We start from the raw sequence: 15,500 nt of genomic DNA, 5'->3' as shown, positions 1-15,500 counted from the left end.
AAGCATACAGTCTTTGAAAGCGGTCGGTGATTGGTGAAAAAGTCTGTTGAAAGCGAGCTTTCATAAGGACTTTTTTGCAAATCTCCGAACATTTGCGAAGCAAATGGTAGCGAATGAAGCAAAGCTTCATGAGCGTACCGCTTGGACTTGCCATTCGGTTCAATCCGGGGTCAAAATCAACTAACTAGCTAATTTTTTTCCCGTTTTACTTGTTGTTTGGTTCGTATACAATTGCTTGTATTTGTTCTGAATTGTTCTCATTCAAAGCCATCAAACATGGCTTATTTTATTAGAATTTTCAGGGTTTTACATACTGTTCAATCTTCTGTTTTCAAAGTGCTTTTTTTCGTGTCACTGTCGCAGCAGCAACTTTTAAAGGATATCATGCCCGGTTGTTTTTGTCAACCATTTTTTTCATTTTCTTCAAAACTTTCTCATCGATCATCGATGTGTTTTGGAAGGAATTTTGCCACCGTTTTCAGCGGCGAGTTACATCATACCAAAGCATCCGATAAAAGTCAACAATTATTTTTCATTTTTTTAATTAATGTTGAAAAACATTATATTAAAGGTCGATACATAGTACAATGCAGTACAGACATGTGATTGTTGTTCTATGGATTGCAGCTTTTTAATGTTTTCAGTGCTTTTATATTTTTTATATTATCGTTCTTAAATAAACCGCTTTTGATATTATTCCTATGCCATTTGCCTGTTCCCTTTGGTAATGCATTTATATCCGCAGTGGGAGGTGATTTACTTAAGCCTTAAAAAACGGTATCGTTCATATATTCTTTAATTAATTCTTCATTTATGGCTTTAAATGAATGTAAGTCTTTTAAGCATCTGTTAAACATTTTCCACAATGGTATAAATTCTTTGCCAATCAGAGAATCTTTCAATAATAAAGAAGATAAGCAGTATAAAAGTTGTTTATCGTTCCTACGGCGGCTCCTCTCTGTTTTCTTATATCCTATTAATTTAAAGGGAGCGTGGGGATTTTTCCAGTGCTGCACCGTTTTAAGTAAGCTTGAAACATGGAAAAAGGATAATGCCCCCATTGATGTTAATGGATAGGTGTTCATAATAGAAGGAACTTTCTTTGGCTCCATTACTCTTTTTCAAGCAGGAAGAGGATACGGACGTTCCACTGCTCCCTACGCAGGATGAGGTTTGCTCCATGACATTGATAATAATGAGCCTGATTTCTATAGGGCTGTGATGCTTCTATAAGAGAATGAAATTTCCGGGAGATAAGCCCTGAAGATTTTATAAACCATTGCAGTGGCGTTTCCAACGACGGATCTGCTTTTTTGTCTAATATCTGCCATAGGAAAATGCCTCCTTTTTCTTGACATTTTTGATTTCAAATGGTATCATCTATGTTGTTGCCAGCGGGTATGGCGGAATTGGCAGACGCGCCAGATTTAGGTTCTGGTGGGAGACCGTGCAGGTTCAAGTCCTGTTACCCGCACTTTTACATAAGATAAGAAAGCACCGGAAGTCCTCGTATTTACAAGGAATTTCGGTGTTTTTACTTTCGTAAAATATGGATATCCTTGGATCCATGTTGCATTTTCGAGACTATGCAATACGTAATGTAACACGAACTTTCCTATAGCAGCCCTGGATACTGCAGCGCCCCGTTCTGGTTCGGCGTAAGTGTCACCTTATTCGCAGCCATCTTGCCGGCTGTATCCACCCTCGTCCTGATACCAGCCGGATTTCTTTACCGTCTTGACCATTTACCCGGCTATAAGGTTGATAGCCCAATGATGGCTGTCATAAAGCAGGATATCTCCCGGAAGCAGTTAAGCATCACGATTTCATCCATTATTTTATTCTGTGTCTAAATTCTCAACTCTGGATATGACAAATTCCTTTACCGCTTCAACCTCCATATTAAGGGAGACGGCTAATTCTGCATAAAAATTATCTTCCGCTAATTGAAAATACTTTGTATCTACTGATGTTAACTTTTTACCATCCATTAATCTGGATTGTTTCCGTAAATAGATTGTTTTAATGATCCTGGCTAATTCCCGGCAATCACATTTTTTTAATGCTTCTTTGTATTCAAATTCTCTTCTTTTTTCATCAGCACCCCACAATGAATCAATATTCTTTATATCATCAATCAACGCCAATGCTTCTTCTTTGGTAATTACAGGCCTCATGATTACTTTATCATTATCAACCGGAGTATATACCTTTCCTCCCTTTTTGAAATAAGGATATAGGGTATAATAAATCTTATTCTTTGAAATACCGGCCATATCTAAAGTACCAACACTCCCAACTCTACAGATCCCTTTACTACCAAACACAATATAATCACCTACTTGATACATATTCACATCTCCTATTGTTAAATCTTCGACTTCTTACAAAAATGCCAGAAGAGCTTAGCTATTCTTCTGGTATGTTACAAACAGTTAATATCCTATATAACCATCTGTCTTATAGGAAGTGTATTTTTCCTGATCTCAATTCAATTGTACCACCAATTTCCTTTTTCTGCTTCCCTATCTCATATTTATTTTTTTTATTGTCAAGTTTACTAAAATATATCTTCAACTCTTGTTCTGGATTGCATCATTTGTTGCATCGAATTTCATCGTTTGATGTAAGCAAACACTTATTATTCTTCTCATTACATTCCCCTCCTATTCTTTAGTATAATTATATTTTATCACTTAAAGGCCCTTTCTGTCAGATTTTTTTATAAAACTTTAATTTTCAGTAATAATCACAAGGTTATATTCCTATGTTTTTGTGTATATTTTATAATGCTTTCCCTTATATTTACCCACGGAAACTACACCCCGGAAAACCCTTTATTTTCCTTACCAATATTTTTAGTTCTACCTGTTCTATACTCTTGACAGCCATACAACTGTCTCTAAATTTCCGTTTACGGTAACTGCATCATAAAATCATCATCCTTAATTGTTTTATAATCCTCCTGGAGGTGATAGCTATGGATACAAAAAAAGAAAAGGAACTGGCTGAAGAATTTGATCTCCTAAAAAAAGACAGTGAAAATTTTGAAACTCCAGAGGCTCCGGCAAAGGAATTCGAAAAAATACTGGAGGAAATGGATCGCAGGGGTATTAAACCAAAGATCCGAAAAGAATTAGAAAAGTAACCAGCGGGAACCAAAACACTGGTTCCCGGCTATTTATTCTTACTTGGCCAAAGACAGGCCCTTTCCTTTTATTGGGTCAATGAGGTTGGGCGCTCCTTGTTAAGAAAATCTCAATTTCCCCGAATAAATTATTCCGCAAAAAAACTACTAACTTAAGTACTGAACCGCTAGTAGTTTTTTTTGTATATTCATTTTATTGACTTCCCATGATGTTCATAATCTTACCTGTCTGTCAGTTCGTATGTTACATATGAACTGTCAAGGTGATATCCGAGTTTTTCTGCTAAAGCCACAGAGCGTAAATCATGAGCATCCCAACTGGGATAGATATTCCTTTTTAAACACTCTAAAATCAATTTTGCCCCACATACCGTCGCAAGACCCTTGCCCCTATATTCGGGCCTTGTATCTATCTCGATTTCAATACCTCCATCATATACTGCATAAGGAGAAGCTCCTGCCACAAATTTCCCTTTATGCAAAATTGCCGCACCGATTGCTCTGTTATGGTAATCAACGTAATCCTTGAACTGGGAACATAAATCAACAGACCACGTTTCATTTTGTGCCATTTCAAAAATTTCCTGATCAAATAGTTTTAGTTCATAACCATTATCCAGCGTTTCTATATAAGCATTCAGCTTTTTAACATCAAATACATCCGGCTCTTTCTTAATTGCATAGCGAAAAATCTTACTTACCCTATTGCCATAAAAATCTTCTATCAGCTTCTCCCATGACTGGTCTTTTGGTATCAGCAGTTTTGCTCCATTTACAGCAGTCAACAATGCACGATTGGGATTGCCTGCGAAAAAGCAAAAATCGCCAATATCAATAACTGCCGAAGTGGGATTTTCATCGTTATCCAAAAGCAGATTCCCCATATGGCCTTGCAAACAGGACCATATTAACGCTTCTTCCCAACCATCGAACAGAACTGCGGCTTTGCTTTTATTTATACTCATTTCTGATCTCCCGTCTTTATAACTCAAGATTATATAAATACATGAGTAGAATACCACCAAACTTACTAACTATCAATATTAAGTTTTCAATATACCATAATCCGTCAAATTCAAATTTTCAGTACAAAAAAGCAACAACCTGATGTTGATCGTTGGTAGTTTGTTAAACAATACTCCTATTAAATTTGCTGCTATTTATTTTATTGATAAAGTCTCGTGCAAATTCAATTGCTTCACAAGTTATTTTTTCACACAAGTGAGGTGGGTCGATTAGCGTAAACCCATTTGGCCGCAAATCATAGCATTGCAACGAAGTGAATTTTAGTGTGAATTCATCTGCATATTGATAACAAATGGATATTATATCATCCTCACTTTTTCCCATTTCACTATAATAAATCCCGATGAATATTAATGCACCTTCAACCAAACCACATTGTGCTCTGAATCCACCTGCTCCATGTAATCCAATAGCCCCATTGATTGCTTGTCTCTCAATTCTCATTTGAAACAATTCTCCCAAACTAAGCAGCATCGCTCTGGCACAGTTAATATCATCATTCCAATACAGTTCATGTACTCGCGTCTGAATCAAGTCCATTTTTACCTCCGTATTTTTTAGAATTATTCTTAATAATAATCGAATTTCTATTTCCCATAGATTAGTATATAGTGATTTCTACTAACTATCAATATTAAGTTTCTAATGTATAATAATACGTTAAATTTCAAACGATCCTATCAGACACCAATAACACAGCAGATAATTTCTATACTTGTTTTGCCTCCGCTTTCGCGGCTGCTCCTGACTACAGTCTACCAGCATCCTGGTTTCATTCTCAGAAAATACCAGTGTACTTACCCCTATAACTGATGTAAAATATTTAAAAATGCTAAAGAGGTACATAAATGCTGAATTCAAATAATAAAAATAATTCACACGAAGACTGTTTAGCTCTTGGACTCAGTTTAGGCCTAATATTCGGAGCGATCATAAACAGTTTGGGAATCGGATTAATCATGGGAATGTCCTTAAGTCTGTTGTTAAATAAAGGCTACTTTAAAATCCATTAAATTTTACATATAACTACATTAAAATATTTCCTTTACCTTATCAAAGTTTTTCAGATTTGCTGCTTACGGTCTTTTGGAGCATTTTGAAATGCTTTGCTTACGGTGCGAATCCTGGAACCTTCCTTCTTTTTTATATTTTCCAACTCTTTTATTGCAAATCCACAGCTCAGGTATTCATCCGTTCACACTCATCTGAGTGCCCTGCTGCAGGCCAGTTACAGTAATTGAGCCAGAACTTGTTATAAACTTCATCAAAGGCTTACTTTATTTCCATTTCCCTTATAGACTATCTGCCTTCCTATAAATGCCGGGGATATCCACCCTTTACATTTTAACCGCCTACACACTACCTTTGCATTGCCTTTCCAGAAGTGTCAGAAAAGCCCTGGCCTGTTACCGGAGCGCTCTATCATTTGGTGAAAATGCCGTGATTCCTTATAAATAAAAAGGGATTCCGGTATTTTTTTACGCAGCAATACTTGAATTTTATATCAGCAGCCATCGGCTCATCATTACATGCTCAGCCAAAGCATCTGCATATATACATTTAAGCCTATATCTTCTATAATAAAAAGAAATCTTCAGCCTCCCATCACCAAAGAATCCCTTTTAACTCCTCCAATTCATACTTGGCCGGATTTTTGGAAGCAATGCGGGGCAAGTGGGGTTTTGGATGTGCTGAATAAGCATACGAAAAAACACGATATTTACGGCGTATGCTCTCCCATTTCAAAAGAAAGTCCATTTTTTGATTACGGCATAGGAATGGAGTATAATGGCTTAAAAATCCCAGAGGGATACCGCCTTTGGGTGGTAAAACACACCCTTTTGGCCGTGTTTCAATGCATAGGAACCAATGAAGGATGCATTGGAGAAACATGGGATAAGATATTCAAAGAGTTCCTGCCAGGCTCGGATTATAATATGCTTGATGAGACAGATCTTGAATTATATCCGGAAAATAGTCAGCCGGAGGTTTTTTGTGAAATATGGATTCCCGTTGTGAAAAAGCAGGAAACTGTTTAAAATGGATCTGGGGCGGCAGGAGACCGCCCCCTTTCGTAGTTGCAAAGCCTTGCCCGGCATATCCTGCACCGGGCCTGTTCTTTACTTCCACAAAATGCCGTGATAGAATAAGCATACAAAAGTTTCTATTATTAATTTTACGAGGTAATTTACCATGCGCAGCGAAAAAGAAATGTTTGATCTGATCTTAAAGGTTGCAGAAGCCGATGAACGAGTCAGAGCTGTATACATGAATGGCTCCCGTGCAAATCCTCTCGTTAAAAAAGATATTTATCAGGATTATGATATTGTTTTTGTCGTTACGGAAACCCAATCATTTTTACAGGATAAATCGTGGATAAATATTTTTGGAGAGATTGCCGTCGTGCAGGAACCGGACTCCAATGATTTTGGCTGGGGCGCAGCCCGTGACTATACCAAATCATATGGCTGGCTCATTTTATTTAAAGACGGAAACCGGATCGATTTGCATATTATGATCAAAGAAAAATCCATGGAGCATTACGTTTCCGACAGTCTTACGGTGCCTTTGCTGGACAAGGACCATATCCTGCCTCAGATCCCCCAGTCAAGGGATAACGGCTACTGGATCAAAAGCCCCTCAAAACAAATGTACCATGGATGCTGCAATGAATTTTGGTGGTGCTTAAACAACGTTGCAAAGGGAATCAAAAGGGATCAAATTCCCTATGCAATGAGAATGTACACGGAAGTCGTACACATTCAGCTTGACAAAATGGTAGAGTGGCACATCGCCATGAACCATGAATATTCCGTTTCAACAGGAATGTGGGGGAAATATTATAAAAAGTATCTGTCTGAGGAGCTTTATGAAAAATATTTAAAAACCTACTCTGACGGCACTTCTGAAAACCTTTGGAATGCGGTTTTCACAGCCTGCGATTTGTTCCGCACCCTTGCACTGCAGGTTTCTGACCATTTGGGCTATACTTACTGCAAACAGGACGATGAAAATATGATCAGCTATATCACCTGTGTAAAAAACGCGGCTCATTGAGCATGGATGAAACAGCAAAAGTGTTTATAGAAGTTAATGCTATAGAGATAAGCCATGACCACTATCATGGATTCAATCGGCAGATACGTTGAAATTATTCATATAATGGGAAAAGAAAAAGTGTGTTTTGAGAGGAATTAATATGTGATGAAAAAAGATATGATACTGGTAAAAAGTGAATTTGCTCCCTTAAAGAAAGTTGTTTTAACCCAATCAGAATTTATCTTTCCTGAGCGGGAGGAAATCAATGATGATAATGCATTTCTTACAGAGGAAAGTCTAAATTTATATTTTGGCATAGATACCGCTGGAAAGGATTACAAGGACGTTTTTCCGGAGCGTCAGGCACAGTGGGAAAAGGAACGTGAGGATTTAAAAAAAGTCCTTGAAAAATACGGAGTGGAGATTCTTCGGCCCCGGCTGCTGACTGAATATGAAAAAGAAACCGGTAAGGAATACGGCTGCTGCAATTTCTTTGCCCGTGATCCTTTTTTTACCATTGGATCTTCCATAATCGAAGGCTCTTTGCGCTTCTTCCATCGTAGAAATGAAATCCTTCCGATCCGGAATATTCTTATGAAAGAGGCTTATCACAGCGACGCTTTTTATGTGTCTGTTCCAAGACCGGATATTTCCCAGGGCTTTGATGCCGAACTTGGTCCTTTTTTAGAAGGGGGAGATGTCCTGATTTTAAATAAGACTGTTTTTGTGGGAAATTCCGGACTGGCCTCCAATCATCATGGCTATCTCTGGCTTAAGTCTTATTTATCCCACTGGGACTATGACGTGATCCAAGTGCCTTTAAAAAGCGATGTGCTCCATCTGGATTGTGCATTGAGCCTTGTAAGGGACGGTTTGATGATCGTCTGCGAGGAGGCCCTTTTAGAAGGAATTCCTGGCCCCTTGAAAAACTGGGATAAAATTTCTGTTCCTTATAAGGACATTGCCCATTTAGCAGTAAACGGACTTCCGGTAAATGAATCTGTATACATCCTGGATCCTCAATTTGAATATATTGCGAAACAATTAATATCCAGGGGAATCACGGTTGAACCAATCGATTTCAAAATCTCCCGAAGCTTAGGCGGCTCCTTCCGGTGCAGTACACAACCACTTGTGAGAGCATAAATATTCAGGCGGTTTTATGAACCCCAAAAGGCTGCTGGCCGGATATCACTGCCAGCAGCCAAAGAATATTAAATCAGGAACTGCCCCATGCTTAATCCAATAAGGTCTTCCACCTTTTATCAGAAAAAGCCTGAAAACACATCATTATCTGTTCTGCATTACACTTTTCTTCTGCAAGAGGAGGCAATTCTTCCAATGAAAAATACCGGCTGTCAGTGGTTTCATGATTTATTTGAAAGGAACCCCCAATAGCCGTGCACTCCATGAAAATTTTACAGACCTTGCAGGCATAGATAGGAAGATTATGTTTTTCCCGATCCTGTACGGCAATGACCCTGTCAACCCTGACATCAAGGCCGGCCTCTTCCCTGACTTCTTTTATGATATTTTCTTTTACCGACAGATTTACATCCACCCAGCCTCCGGGCAATGACCACTTTCCATCTGCCTCTTTTACCAGAAGAATCCTGTTATCCTTAAAAATAGCGGCTCTGGAATCCAGCTTCGGCGTCTGATACCCTGTTTCACAGCAAAATAAATCTTTGACCTTTTCAACCGGCATTTCTGACTGATTGCTGATTATTTCAGCCGAAATCTCCCTGATTCGTTCATACCGCTCCTGATCAAAACAATCCTTTGCATAGTACAGTCCGACCTGGGCGATTGCCTGCAATTCAACGGCCCATTCAAGCCACTTTTTATCATCCATATTTCGTTCCTTTCTAAAACCTTGCTAATCTGAAACCTTACTAATCTGAAACCTTACTAATCTGAAACCTTACTAATCCGAAACCTCGCTAAATAATATATTATCTCACGTATGGGGAAGGTTCAAGAAGATTTTTCAGGTTACCCTGCAGCCACATCCCGTAAAACAATGACACAAAACAAAAATAACCGTCCAAGAAGCAGAAAAAAACAGGAGATCTCATTGCTTGCCATATTATTTTTTTCAATGATCGGCCGATGTATTAACCAAAACATGGTTCTTCCATTGACTTTTCAACAGTAAATATGATTTCAGTCAGGAGAATGAATATGATCACAAGAACAATCATGATATTTCCAGAGTTTCATAACATGGATGTAATTAATTTCTATAGAAACAAATATGACCCCTTATCCGCCCTTGTTAAACCCCATATTACTTTGGTCTTTCCGTTCCAAAGCAACATCAGCAATGATATTCTGAACCAACATATATGCAGTCAGCTTATGAATATGAAACCCTTTGAGATCACCTTACATGGGGTCTCAAAGCATCCTGATGAATTGGGGAATTATTTATTTTTAAATGTTATTAAAGGAAAGGATCCTATCCGCCAGATCCATGAAAAGCTATATTCCCAAATATTAAAGGAGTACAACAAAGGTTATCCTTATTCTCCTCATTTAACCCTTGGAAAGGTAGGCTCATTGGAAGATTTAGAAAGCGCCTATTTGGATGTTTCCAGGTGCAGTGAAACATTTCAGGCCACAATAACCACAATTTCAGTAGAAATGATAGGAGCGTCTGGAGAATCCATTATTATAAGCGAATATAAATTGTCATAATAATTCTGGTGTGGAAAACCTTCATTCCTTTGCTTTTTGCTCTTAACCTGGTAAAAACACCTGGATTTCTTGTAAATACAAGTATTCCAGGTGTTTTTACTTTTTGTAATAGGTCTGCCGGTTCATTCTTCATATTTTTCCTTTTTCTTCCATATCATTTAACATACATATCAACCCGGCACCGCTGCCGGGACATCCCAATTTTAGACAGCCACTGTCATTTGCTTACTCCGTGACCGTACTGTCAGTAACAGCAAGGAGACTTAACTGTGAAAAAAGTTTTGGATAACAATTATTACGATTTGATCATTACCAATCCAGTGGCTGTCGCCCCCGGCGATGACAATATTACCTATTTAAATAACCGGCATTCCTTGCTGCATATCCCGACTACCAGCATAAGCATTTGCGGTCTGTCAAATTATCCCGCTCACACCTTTCCTGGAATATATACTCCAACTGCCACTGTAAGCCTGGAACAGACCGGTGTTGGAGTTATTCAGCGCAACCCTGCCTTAGCCTTGTTCGGAAGTGGAGTAATCATTGTCATCATTGATACAGGCATTGATTACCTTCATCCTGCCTTCCAAAACAGCGACGGTTCCTCACGTATCCTCACAATATGGGACCAGACCCAGCAGGAAGGAACACCCCCAGATACCTTCACCTTTGGTACGGAATACAGCCAGGATACAATCAACGCCGCATTGAATTCTGAGGACCCCTTATCCATTGTGCCAACAACAGATGCCAGCGGGCACGGAACGGCCATTGCAAGCGTTATTGCCGGCACTCCCAACGCACTGGAAGCCTTTAGCGGCGTGGTTCCTCAGTCTGATCTGGTAGTCGTAAAGCTAAAGGAAGCAAAGGAGAGTTTAAAAGCTTTTTATTTTATCCCAAATGACATTTTATGCTTTCAGGAATCGGATATTATGCTTGGCTTCCGTTATGCCCTTACCATTTCTGCAAGATTCAGCCGCCCTGTGGTCACCTGCTTTGCCCTTGGAAGCAACCAGGGGGGGCATGACGGCAGAGGAGCTCTAAGTGGTTATTTAAATGACTTAGCGCTGCAGCCTGGCATCGGCATATCCGTTTCTGCCGGTAACGAAGGAAACAGCCAACGGCATTATTTTAATTCCACCCTGTTAGAGCCTTACTACAATGACTTCGAATTAAGAATAGGAGAAAATGACAAAATGTTTTCCATGGAGATCTGGTCATACTCCTTTGGACGGGTTTCCATCGACATTTCATCTCCAAACAGAGAGTCCACTCAGCAGATTTATCCTACCATCGGTGACTGCAGAGCCTTTAACTTTGTATTTACCCCAACCATCATTTATGTCAACAATTATGTCTTTGAAGAGGAAACCGGAGACCAGTTGATATTAGTGCGTTTTCAGAATACCACTCCCGGAATCTGGCGTATTCGGATCAGGTCCATTGAAAATGAACCCTTGTCCTTTCATTCCTGGCTCCCAGCAGGCAACCTCATATCCAACCAAACCTTTTTTCTTAATTCCTCCCCGGATACCACCATTACTTCACCTGGAAACGGCAGACGCCAACTGACTGTGACCGCCTACAATCAGCTTAACAATTCTATTCTTGGTGAATCAAGCAGGGGTTACACAAGGATCGGTATGGTCAAACCGGATATTGCTGCCCCCGGCTACCAGCTCACCTGCGCCACACCCGGAAACGGATATGGTTCTGTAACTGGAACAGGAGCTGCTGCCGCCCATGCGGCCGGCATCACTGCCATGGTATTTGAATGGGCCATTGTCAAGGGAAATTACAGTACCATGAACGGTGTGGATGTCAGCCGGCTGATGGTTCGGGGAGGTGTGAGGACCAGCACATATACCTACCCAAACAACATATGGGGATACGGCCAGGTGAATGTGGAAAATGTATTCAGGCAGCTTACCAGCATATAAGAGGCAAAAAAACGGACCAAACCCTTAAAAATAGTGTATGATCGTCTCAAAAATCAACTTTCTTCCCTATATCCAGAAACTTAAATAAAAGGAACTTTACAATTGTTATATAATTTTCTGGGAGGTGATCGTATGAGACACTGGAATAAGAAATATGAAAAAAGGCTAGAAAAAGAATTCGACCGTTTGGAGGCTGCCAGCAGGGAGGTAATTCCCCCTTCTGCGCCTCCCGGAGAGTTCCAAGACATCATGGATGAGATGGAGCGCAGGGGAATCGAACCAAGAATCAGAAAAGAGTTGAAAAAAGGAAAGTAGGCGGGCCGGGTTTTTTGAAAACCCGCCATTTTTATTCTGGGAATCATAGCCTCAGAAGGTAAAGGACCAGTGCCGCTACAACCGGTTCCGGTTTTACATCATTTATCATCTCTCCCATAATAATCCTTTCTTTTCCTCAAATGTTCCCAAGCTCTTTTTCCCAACACAAGGCTGGTCCGCCATAGAAAAAACCTCCAGGCCGCTGGAGAGACTCCGCTCAATCTGAAGGTTTTGATTTTAAACACTCATCAACTGTCTGAATACATTTTCCGCATCCACCTGGCCGTATCCCCATACGTTGTTGGGATAAATATAGGAAGGATCTCTCTTTGCAGCCCGTATCATCACCCGGTTGACCTGATATCCGGTAACAGCCGTAAAATTCCCCTTATTGTAAGCCCACTCCATTACCATGGCCGCGATCCCGGCTGCATGAGCCGCCGCAGCTCCGGTACCTGTAGCAATTCCATATTGGAAGTCCGGGAGCGCGCAGGGAAGCTGGTAGCCGGGAGCACTTACATCCGGTTTCACCAGCCCAAGCCTGGTATATCCTCTGCTTGATTCAGCAAGAATGTTTCCATCCAACTGATTATAGGCCGCCACAGTCAGAGGATGCACTGCATCTCCCTGGGAGGTTATGGTCGTATCCGGATTGGAATTCAGGAAAAAGGTCTCATTTGATATGAGATTTCCAGACGGCAGCCAGCAATGGAAGGAGAAGGGTTCGTTACTCATACTGCTGACCTTGAAATACCAGGTTCCCGGAGTAATATTTTGGAAACGCACCAGAATCAACTGATCTCCTGATTCTTCTTCGAAAATAATATTATTTACCCAGGCAATGCTGTCCACGGATTGAAAAACAACTTTTTGGCATTCTCCCAAGGAATGATAAACGGTCTGGGAGGATTCCCAGGTGGGGGCAATGATCTCTACAGAAAGCCTTGAAGGTATGTAAGGCCAGATCTCCATGGAAAAGCCCCTATCATTGATTCCCACATTTAACCGGAAGTCATTTACATATGGAGCTGACAGGGTACTGTTAAAATAATGCCTCCGGCTGTTCCCCTCATTCCCGGCGGCAACAACCACACCGATCCTGGGAGACTGCACCAGATAATCCAGATAAACGCTGGAGGCTCCCCGCCCGTCGTGGCCTCCCTGGCTGCTTCCAAGGGCAATGCATATCACAATCGGCCTGTTCAGCCTTTGAGCGGTAGTAACCAGGTACCGTACCCCAAGGATGATGTCAGATTCCTGATAACACAGAGCGCTTGGGGGAACAAAGAACAGTCTCTTTAAATTTTCTTTTGCCTCTTTCAGCTTTACAACCAACAGATCCGCATCCGGAACCACACCACTGAAGTCATGTTCATCGTTGGGACGGCCGGCAATGATGCTTGCAATGGCAGTTCCGTGGCGGATGGTATCCACCGTGGGAACAATGGAAAGAGGATTTTCAGATATCAATGCAAAATTTATCAATTCTTTGCTATATTCAGCGCCAAAAGTAAACCCTCTGGGGGGCGTGCTTCCCACCTGGGTCTGATCCCATATAGAAAGGATCCTGGTTGTTTTGTCATTATATTTAAAAGCCGGATGGCGGTAATCAATTCCGCTATCCACAATCCCGATGATTACCCCTCTCCCATGCAGACCAAGGCCAGGGGTTCGCTGAACAGCTCCAATACCGGACCTCTCGATGCCGACCGATGATTCCAGAGTGTATAAGGTGGGAAAGGTATGATAGGGATTTATGCCCAAATCACAGGCCTCCATCTGATCCTTTGGTATATGCAGCAGGGAATTTAATTCATTCAGCATCGTAATATTATCACCAGTATTATAGGATGGAACCATGGCATTACTTATGATCAGATCATAATACCGATTATCCAGTATTTTTTCCATATTGCGGCCTCCTGCCTGTTTCAAATGAAGCATATGATATATTTTATGCAGAAGGGGTTTCAATATGAGCAGAAGAATCATCTACGGTTTGGAGAATAAAACAGCAATAGAGATGTTATATGATTATTTGTATTTTATAGTTGTAAATCCCAATATATTTACAAAAAATTAACGGCAATTCTATAAAAAATTACTTATTTCCCTTTACTTAACCGATTATTTGCGCTATAATTTATTTAACTCTTCTTAGGAGTGCCGTATTTCCCCAATCCTGCGGTGCTCCATTTTTTTGTCCTCAGCTTTCTCAGCTTTCACAGCTTTTTCACATTTCCATCAAATTTCCAACACATTCTCACCGTATATTAATACCTGTAAACAGGCCAAAAAGACCTTTCATATACATTTTTTTCATACTCAGCCGGCAGGATCCCCCTCTTGCCGGCTTCCTCCCTTTTTGGAATGCATATCACCATCTTAAAAACTTTCTCTGTCTGATCCCAAAAGGAAATACCTTTTTTCTCACTTTACTGAAACAGTACAAAACATCTGTCAGTTCAAAACCAGTGCATGGACCTTTTCTCTGCTTTCTTCTGTAATGAGTGACTGAAAAAGTTTTTTTTCAGAACCGGACAAGACATATACATCCAATCCGGACCGCCGCGTTACATAGATAACCGAATCAGCTTCGTTTTTGGCCCCGTATACCATATTAAGGCTCCAATAGATGGATTGAAGCTCGTCAAAATCTGCCTCACTTGTTATTTCCACATCATAGGGATAATTCCTGGTCTGATTATGTTTTACAGCATATATTGCAAGGGCTTCGTAAAAATTATCCTCTCCCTCTACAAGTGTATAGTTGTCTGAAATATCAAGAAGTTCAGCAATATTATAGATGTGCTCATAAAAACCAATATGTGCAGTTTCCATAGCTGCCCCAACATCCGGGTTAACGTCTTGTTCCTCCTGAACTTTTGTTTCATCAGGAACCAAGGTTTCACCGGGGACCAGGGTTTCATCAGGGGTTTCATCAGGGCTCTCACTTTCCTCGTTTTCACTGGAGTCTGTTTGAAGTTCTTCCTCTTCTGTTGGATTATCCTGATCCGTCCCGGAAGTTTCTGAAACATCGGAAGTTTCTGAAGCGTCGGAAGCATCAGGAATTTCTGATTCCTCAGAACTCCCGGCGGTTTCTGCTTCGCTTTCCTTTGGGTCTGTCAAATCAGTTTCCTCTTCGCTGCCGCCGGCAGTATTCTCCTCCAGATCTTCTACATCTTCCGTATCCAGATTCCCATGGTCTCCTTCTCCTGATTCCTCCAGCCTTACTCCCTCCTGCTGCGCATCTGCCGGAATGACCTTCCCGGCAATCAAGCTGGCACACAGTACCGCAGAGAAGAGAAATGCAGCATACTTTTTCATTTAAT

General features: G+C 40.7%; 15 protein-coding genes and 1 tRNA gene. 8 read left to right on the top strand and 8 right to left on the bottom strand.

Features of this window, described 5'->3' with window-relative positions:
- Positions 1-767: 767 nt before the first annotated feature.
- Both ACYVD3_RS24225 and ACYVD3_RS24220 read right to left on the bottom strand, forming a co-directional pair.
- Entirely contained in the window at positions 768-1,112 is a 345-nt protein-coding gene (locus ACYVD3_RS24225; protein ID WP_460645065.1) for a hypothetical protein, read from the bottom strand.
- Between the two features lie 96 nt (positions 1,113-1,208).
- A complete protein-coding gene (locus ACYVD3_RS24220; RefSeq protein ID WP_460645064.1) occupies positions 1,209-1,331 on the bottom strand; it encodes a hypothetical protein in 123 nt (40 codons plus the stop codon).
- 63 nt (positions 1,332-1,394) lie between these two features.
- Here ACYVD3_RS24220 and ACYVD3_RS24215 point away from each other — a divergent pair.
- Positions 1,395-1,474, top strand: a tRNA-Leu gene (locus ACYVD3_RS24215).
- A gap of 364 nt (positions 1,475-1,838) precedes the next feature.
- Here ACYVD3_RS24215 and ACYVD3_RS24210 read toward each other — a convergent pair.
- A complete protein-coding gene (locus ACYVD3_RS24210) occupies positions 1,839-2,351 on the bottom strand; it encodes a CarD family transcriptional regulator (RefSeq protein ID WP_460645063.1) in 513 nt (170 codons plus the stop codon).
- Positions 2,352-2,980: 629 nt separating this feature from the next.
- On the opposite strand from ACYVD3_RS24210, the gene ACYVD3_RS24205 reads away from it, so the two are divergent.
- Positions 2,981-3,148, top strand: coding sequence for a hypothetical protein (locus ACYVD3_RS24205; RefSeq protein WP_460645062.1), 168 nt, complete (start codon positions 2,981-2,983; stop codon positions 3,146-3,148).
- A gap of 221 nt (positions 3,149-3,369) precedes the next feature.
- Here the strand turns inward: ACYVD3_RS24205 and ACYVD3_RS24200 are convergent, their stop codons facing one another.
- A complete protein-coding gene (locus ACYVD3_RS24200; RefSeq protein ID WP_460645061.1) occupies positions 3,370-4,113 on the bottom strand; it encodes a GNAT family N-acetyltransferase in 744 nt (247 codons plus the stop codon).
- 163 nt (positions 4,114-4,276) lie between these two features.
- Entirely contained in the window at positions 4,277-4,714 is a 438-nt protein-coding gene (locus ACYVD3_RS24195; RefSeq protein ID WP_460645060.1) for a C-GCAxxG-C-C family protein, read from the bottom strand.
- 989 nt (positions 4,715-5,703) lie between these two features.
- On the opposite strand from ACYVD3_RS24195, the gene ACYVD3_RS24190 reads away from it, so the two are divergent.
- The 3 genes from ACYVD3_RS24190 (at position 5,704) to ACYVD3_RS24180 (ending at position 8,359) form a co-directional block, all read left to right on the top strand.
- Complete coding sequence (locus tag ACYVD3_RS24190) at positions 5,704-6,213, top strand: GyrI-like domain-containing protein (RefSeq protein ID WP_460645059.1); 510 nt, start codon at positions 5,704-5,706, stop codon at positions 6,211-6,213.
- A 154-nt stretch (positions 6,214-6,367) separates the two neighbouring features.
- On the top strand, positions 6,368-7,231 hold the full coding sequence (locus ACYVD3_RS24185) for an aminoglycoside 6-adenylyltransferase (RefSeq protein WP_460645058.1): 864 nt from the start codon (positions 6,368-6,370) through the stop codon (positions 7,229-7,231).
- A gap of 147 nt (positions 7,232-7,378) precedes the next feature.
- Positions 7,379-8,359, top strand: a complete 981-nt coding sequence (locus tag ACYVD3_RS24180) for a dimethylarginine dimethylaminohydrolase family protein (RefSeq protein ID WP_460645069.1) — start codon at positions 7,379-7,381, stop codon at positions 8,357-8,359.
- A 91-nt stretch (positions 8,360-8,450) separates the two neighbouring features.
- Here ACYVD3_RS24180 and ACYVD3_RS24175 read toward each other — a convergent pair whose 3' ends face one another.
- On the bottom strand, positions 8,451-9,068 hold the full coding sequence (locus ACYVD3_RS24175) for an NUDIX hydrolase N-terminal domain-containing protein (RefSeq protein ID WP_460645057.1): 618 nt from the start codon (positions 9,066-9,068) through the stop codon (positions 8,451-8,453).
- Between the two features lie 329 nt (positions 9,069-9,397).
- Here ACYVD3_RS24175 and ACYVD3_RS24170 point away from each other — a divergent pair, with 329 nt between their 5' ends.
- The 3 genes from ACYVD3_RS24170 (at position 9,398) to ACYVD3_RS24160 (ending at position 12,168) form a co-directional block, all read left to right on the top strand.
- On the top strand, positions 9,398-9,913 hold the full coding sequence (locus ACYVD3_RS24170; RefSeq protein WP_460645056.1) for a 2'-5' RNA ligase family protein: 516 nt from the start codon (positions 9,398-9,400) through the stop codon (positions 9,911-9,913).
- Between the two features lie 269 nt (positions 9,914-10,182).
- Complete coding sequence (locus tag ACYVD3_RS24165) at positions 10,183-11,853, top strand: S8 family peptidase (protein ID WP_460645055.1); 1,671 nt, start codon at positions 10,183-10,185, stop codon at positions 11,851-11,853.
- Positions 11,854-11,985: 132 nt separating this feature from the next.
- Positions 11,986-12,168: a hypothetical protein gene (locus ACYVD3_RS24160; protein ID WP_460645054.1), complete on the top strand. Its 183-nt coding sequence runs from the start codon at positions 11,986-11,988 to the stop codon at positions 12,166-12,168.
- Positions 12,169-12,405: 237 nt separating this feature from the next.
- On the opposite strand, the gene ACYVD3_RS24155 is transcribed toward ACYVD3_RS24160, so the two are convergent.
- The gene (locus ACYVD3_RS24155) at positions 12,406-14,079 is read right to left on the bottom strand and encodes a S8 family peptidase (protein ID WP_460645053.1); all 1,674 of its coding nucleotides are present in this window, start codon (positions 14,077-14,079) and stop codon (positions 12,406-12,408) included.
- Between the two features lie 549 nt (positions 14,080-14,628).
- On the bottom strand, positions 14,629-15,495 hold the full coding sequence (locus ACYVD3_RS24150) for a hypothetical protein (protein ID WP_460645052.1): 867 nt from the start codon (positions 15,493-15,495) through the stop codon (positions 14,629-14,631).
- Positions 15,496-15,500: the final 5 nt, after the last annotated feature.

It is taken from the genome of Lacrimispora brassicae (genome assembly GCF_054772055.1).
This window is presented reverse-complemented; position numbering and strand designations above follow the sequence as displayed.

What these genes read in the sequence shown, in the direction of transcription:
- ACYVD3_RS24185 (WP_460645058.1), top strand. Translation starts at nt 6,368, where the DNA reads ATGCGCAGCGAAAAAGAAATGTTTGATCTGATCTTAAAGGTTGCAGAA.
- ACYVD3_RS24205 (WP_460645062.1), top strand. Translation starts at nt 2,981, where the DNA reads ATGGATACAAAAAAAGAAAAGGAACTGGCTGAAGAATTTGATCTCCTA.
- ACYVD3_RS24160 (WP_460645054.1), top strand. Translation starts at nt 11,986, where the DNA reads ATGAGACACTGGAATAAGAAATATGAAAAAAGGCTAGAAAAAGAATTC.
- ACYVD3_RS24180 (WP_460645069.1), top strand. Translation starts at nt 7,379, where the DNA reads ATGAAAAAAGATATGATACTGGTAAAAAGTGAATTTGCTCCCTTAAAG.
- ACYVD3_RS24200 (WP_460645061.1), bottom strand. Translation starts at nt 4,113, where the DNA reads ATGAGTATAAATAAAAGCAAAGCCGCAGTTCTGTTCGATGGTTGGGAA.
- ACYVD3_RS24190 (WP_460645059.1), top strand. Translation starts at nt 5,704, where the DNA reads ATGCTCAGCCAAAGCATCTGCATATATACATTTAAGCCTATATCTTCT.
- ACYVD3_RS24175 (WP_460645057.1), bottom strand. Translation starts at nt 9,068, where the DNA reads ATGGATGATAAAAAGTGGCTTGAATGGGCCGTTGAATTGCAGGCAATC.
- ACYVD3_RS24225 (WP_460645065.1), bottom strand. Translation starts at nt 1,112, where the DNA reads ATGGAGCCAAAGAAAGTTCCTTCTATTATGAACACCTATCCATTAACA.
- ACYVD3_RS24155 (WP_460645053.1), bottom strand. Translation starts at nt 14,079, where the DNA reads ATGGAAAAAATACTGGATAATCGGTATTATGATCTGATCATAAGTAAT.
- ACYVD3_RS24220 (WP_460645064.1), bottom strand. Translation starts at nt 1,331, where the DNA reads ATGGCAGATATTAGACAAAAAAGCAGATCCGTCGTTGGAAACGCCACT.
- ACYVD3_RS24195 (WP_460645060.1), bottom strand. Translation starts at nt 4,714, where the DNA reads ATGGACTTGATTCAGACGCGAGTACATGAACTGTATTGGAATGATGAT.
- ACYVD3_RS24170 (WP_460645056.1), top strand. Translation starts at nt 9,398, where the DNA reads ATGATCACAAGAACAATCATGATATTTCCAGAGTTTCATAACATGGAT.
- ACYVD3_RS24150 (WP_460645052.1), bottom strand. Translation starts at nt 15,495, where the DNA reads ATGAAAAAGTATGCTGCATTTCTCTTCTCTGCGGTACTGTGTGCCAGC.
- ACYVD3_RS24210 (WP_460645063.1), bottom strand. Translation starts at nt 2,351, where the DNA reads ATGTATCAAGTAGGTGATTATATTGTGTTTGGTAGTAAAGGGATCTGT.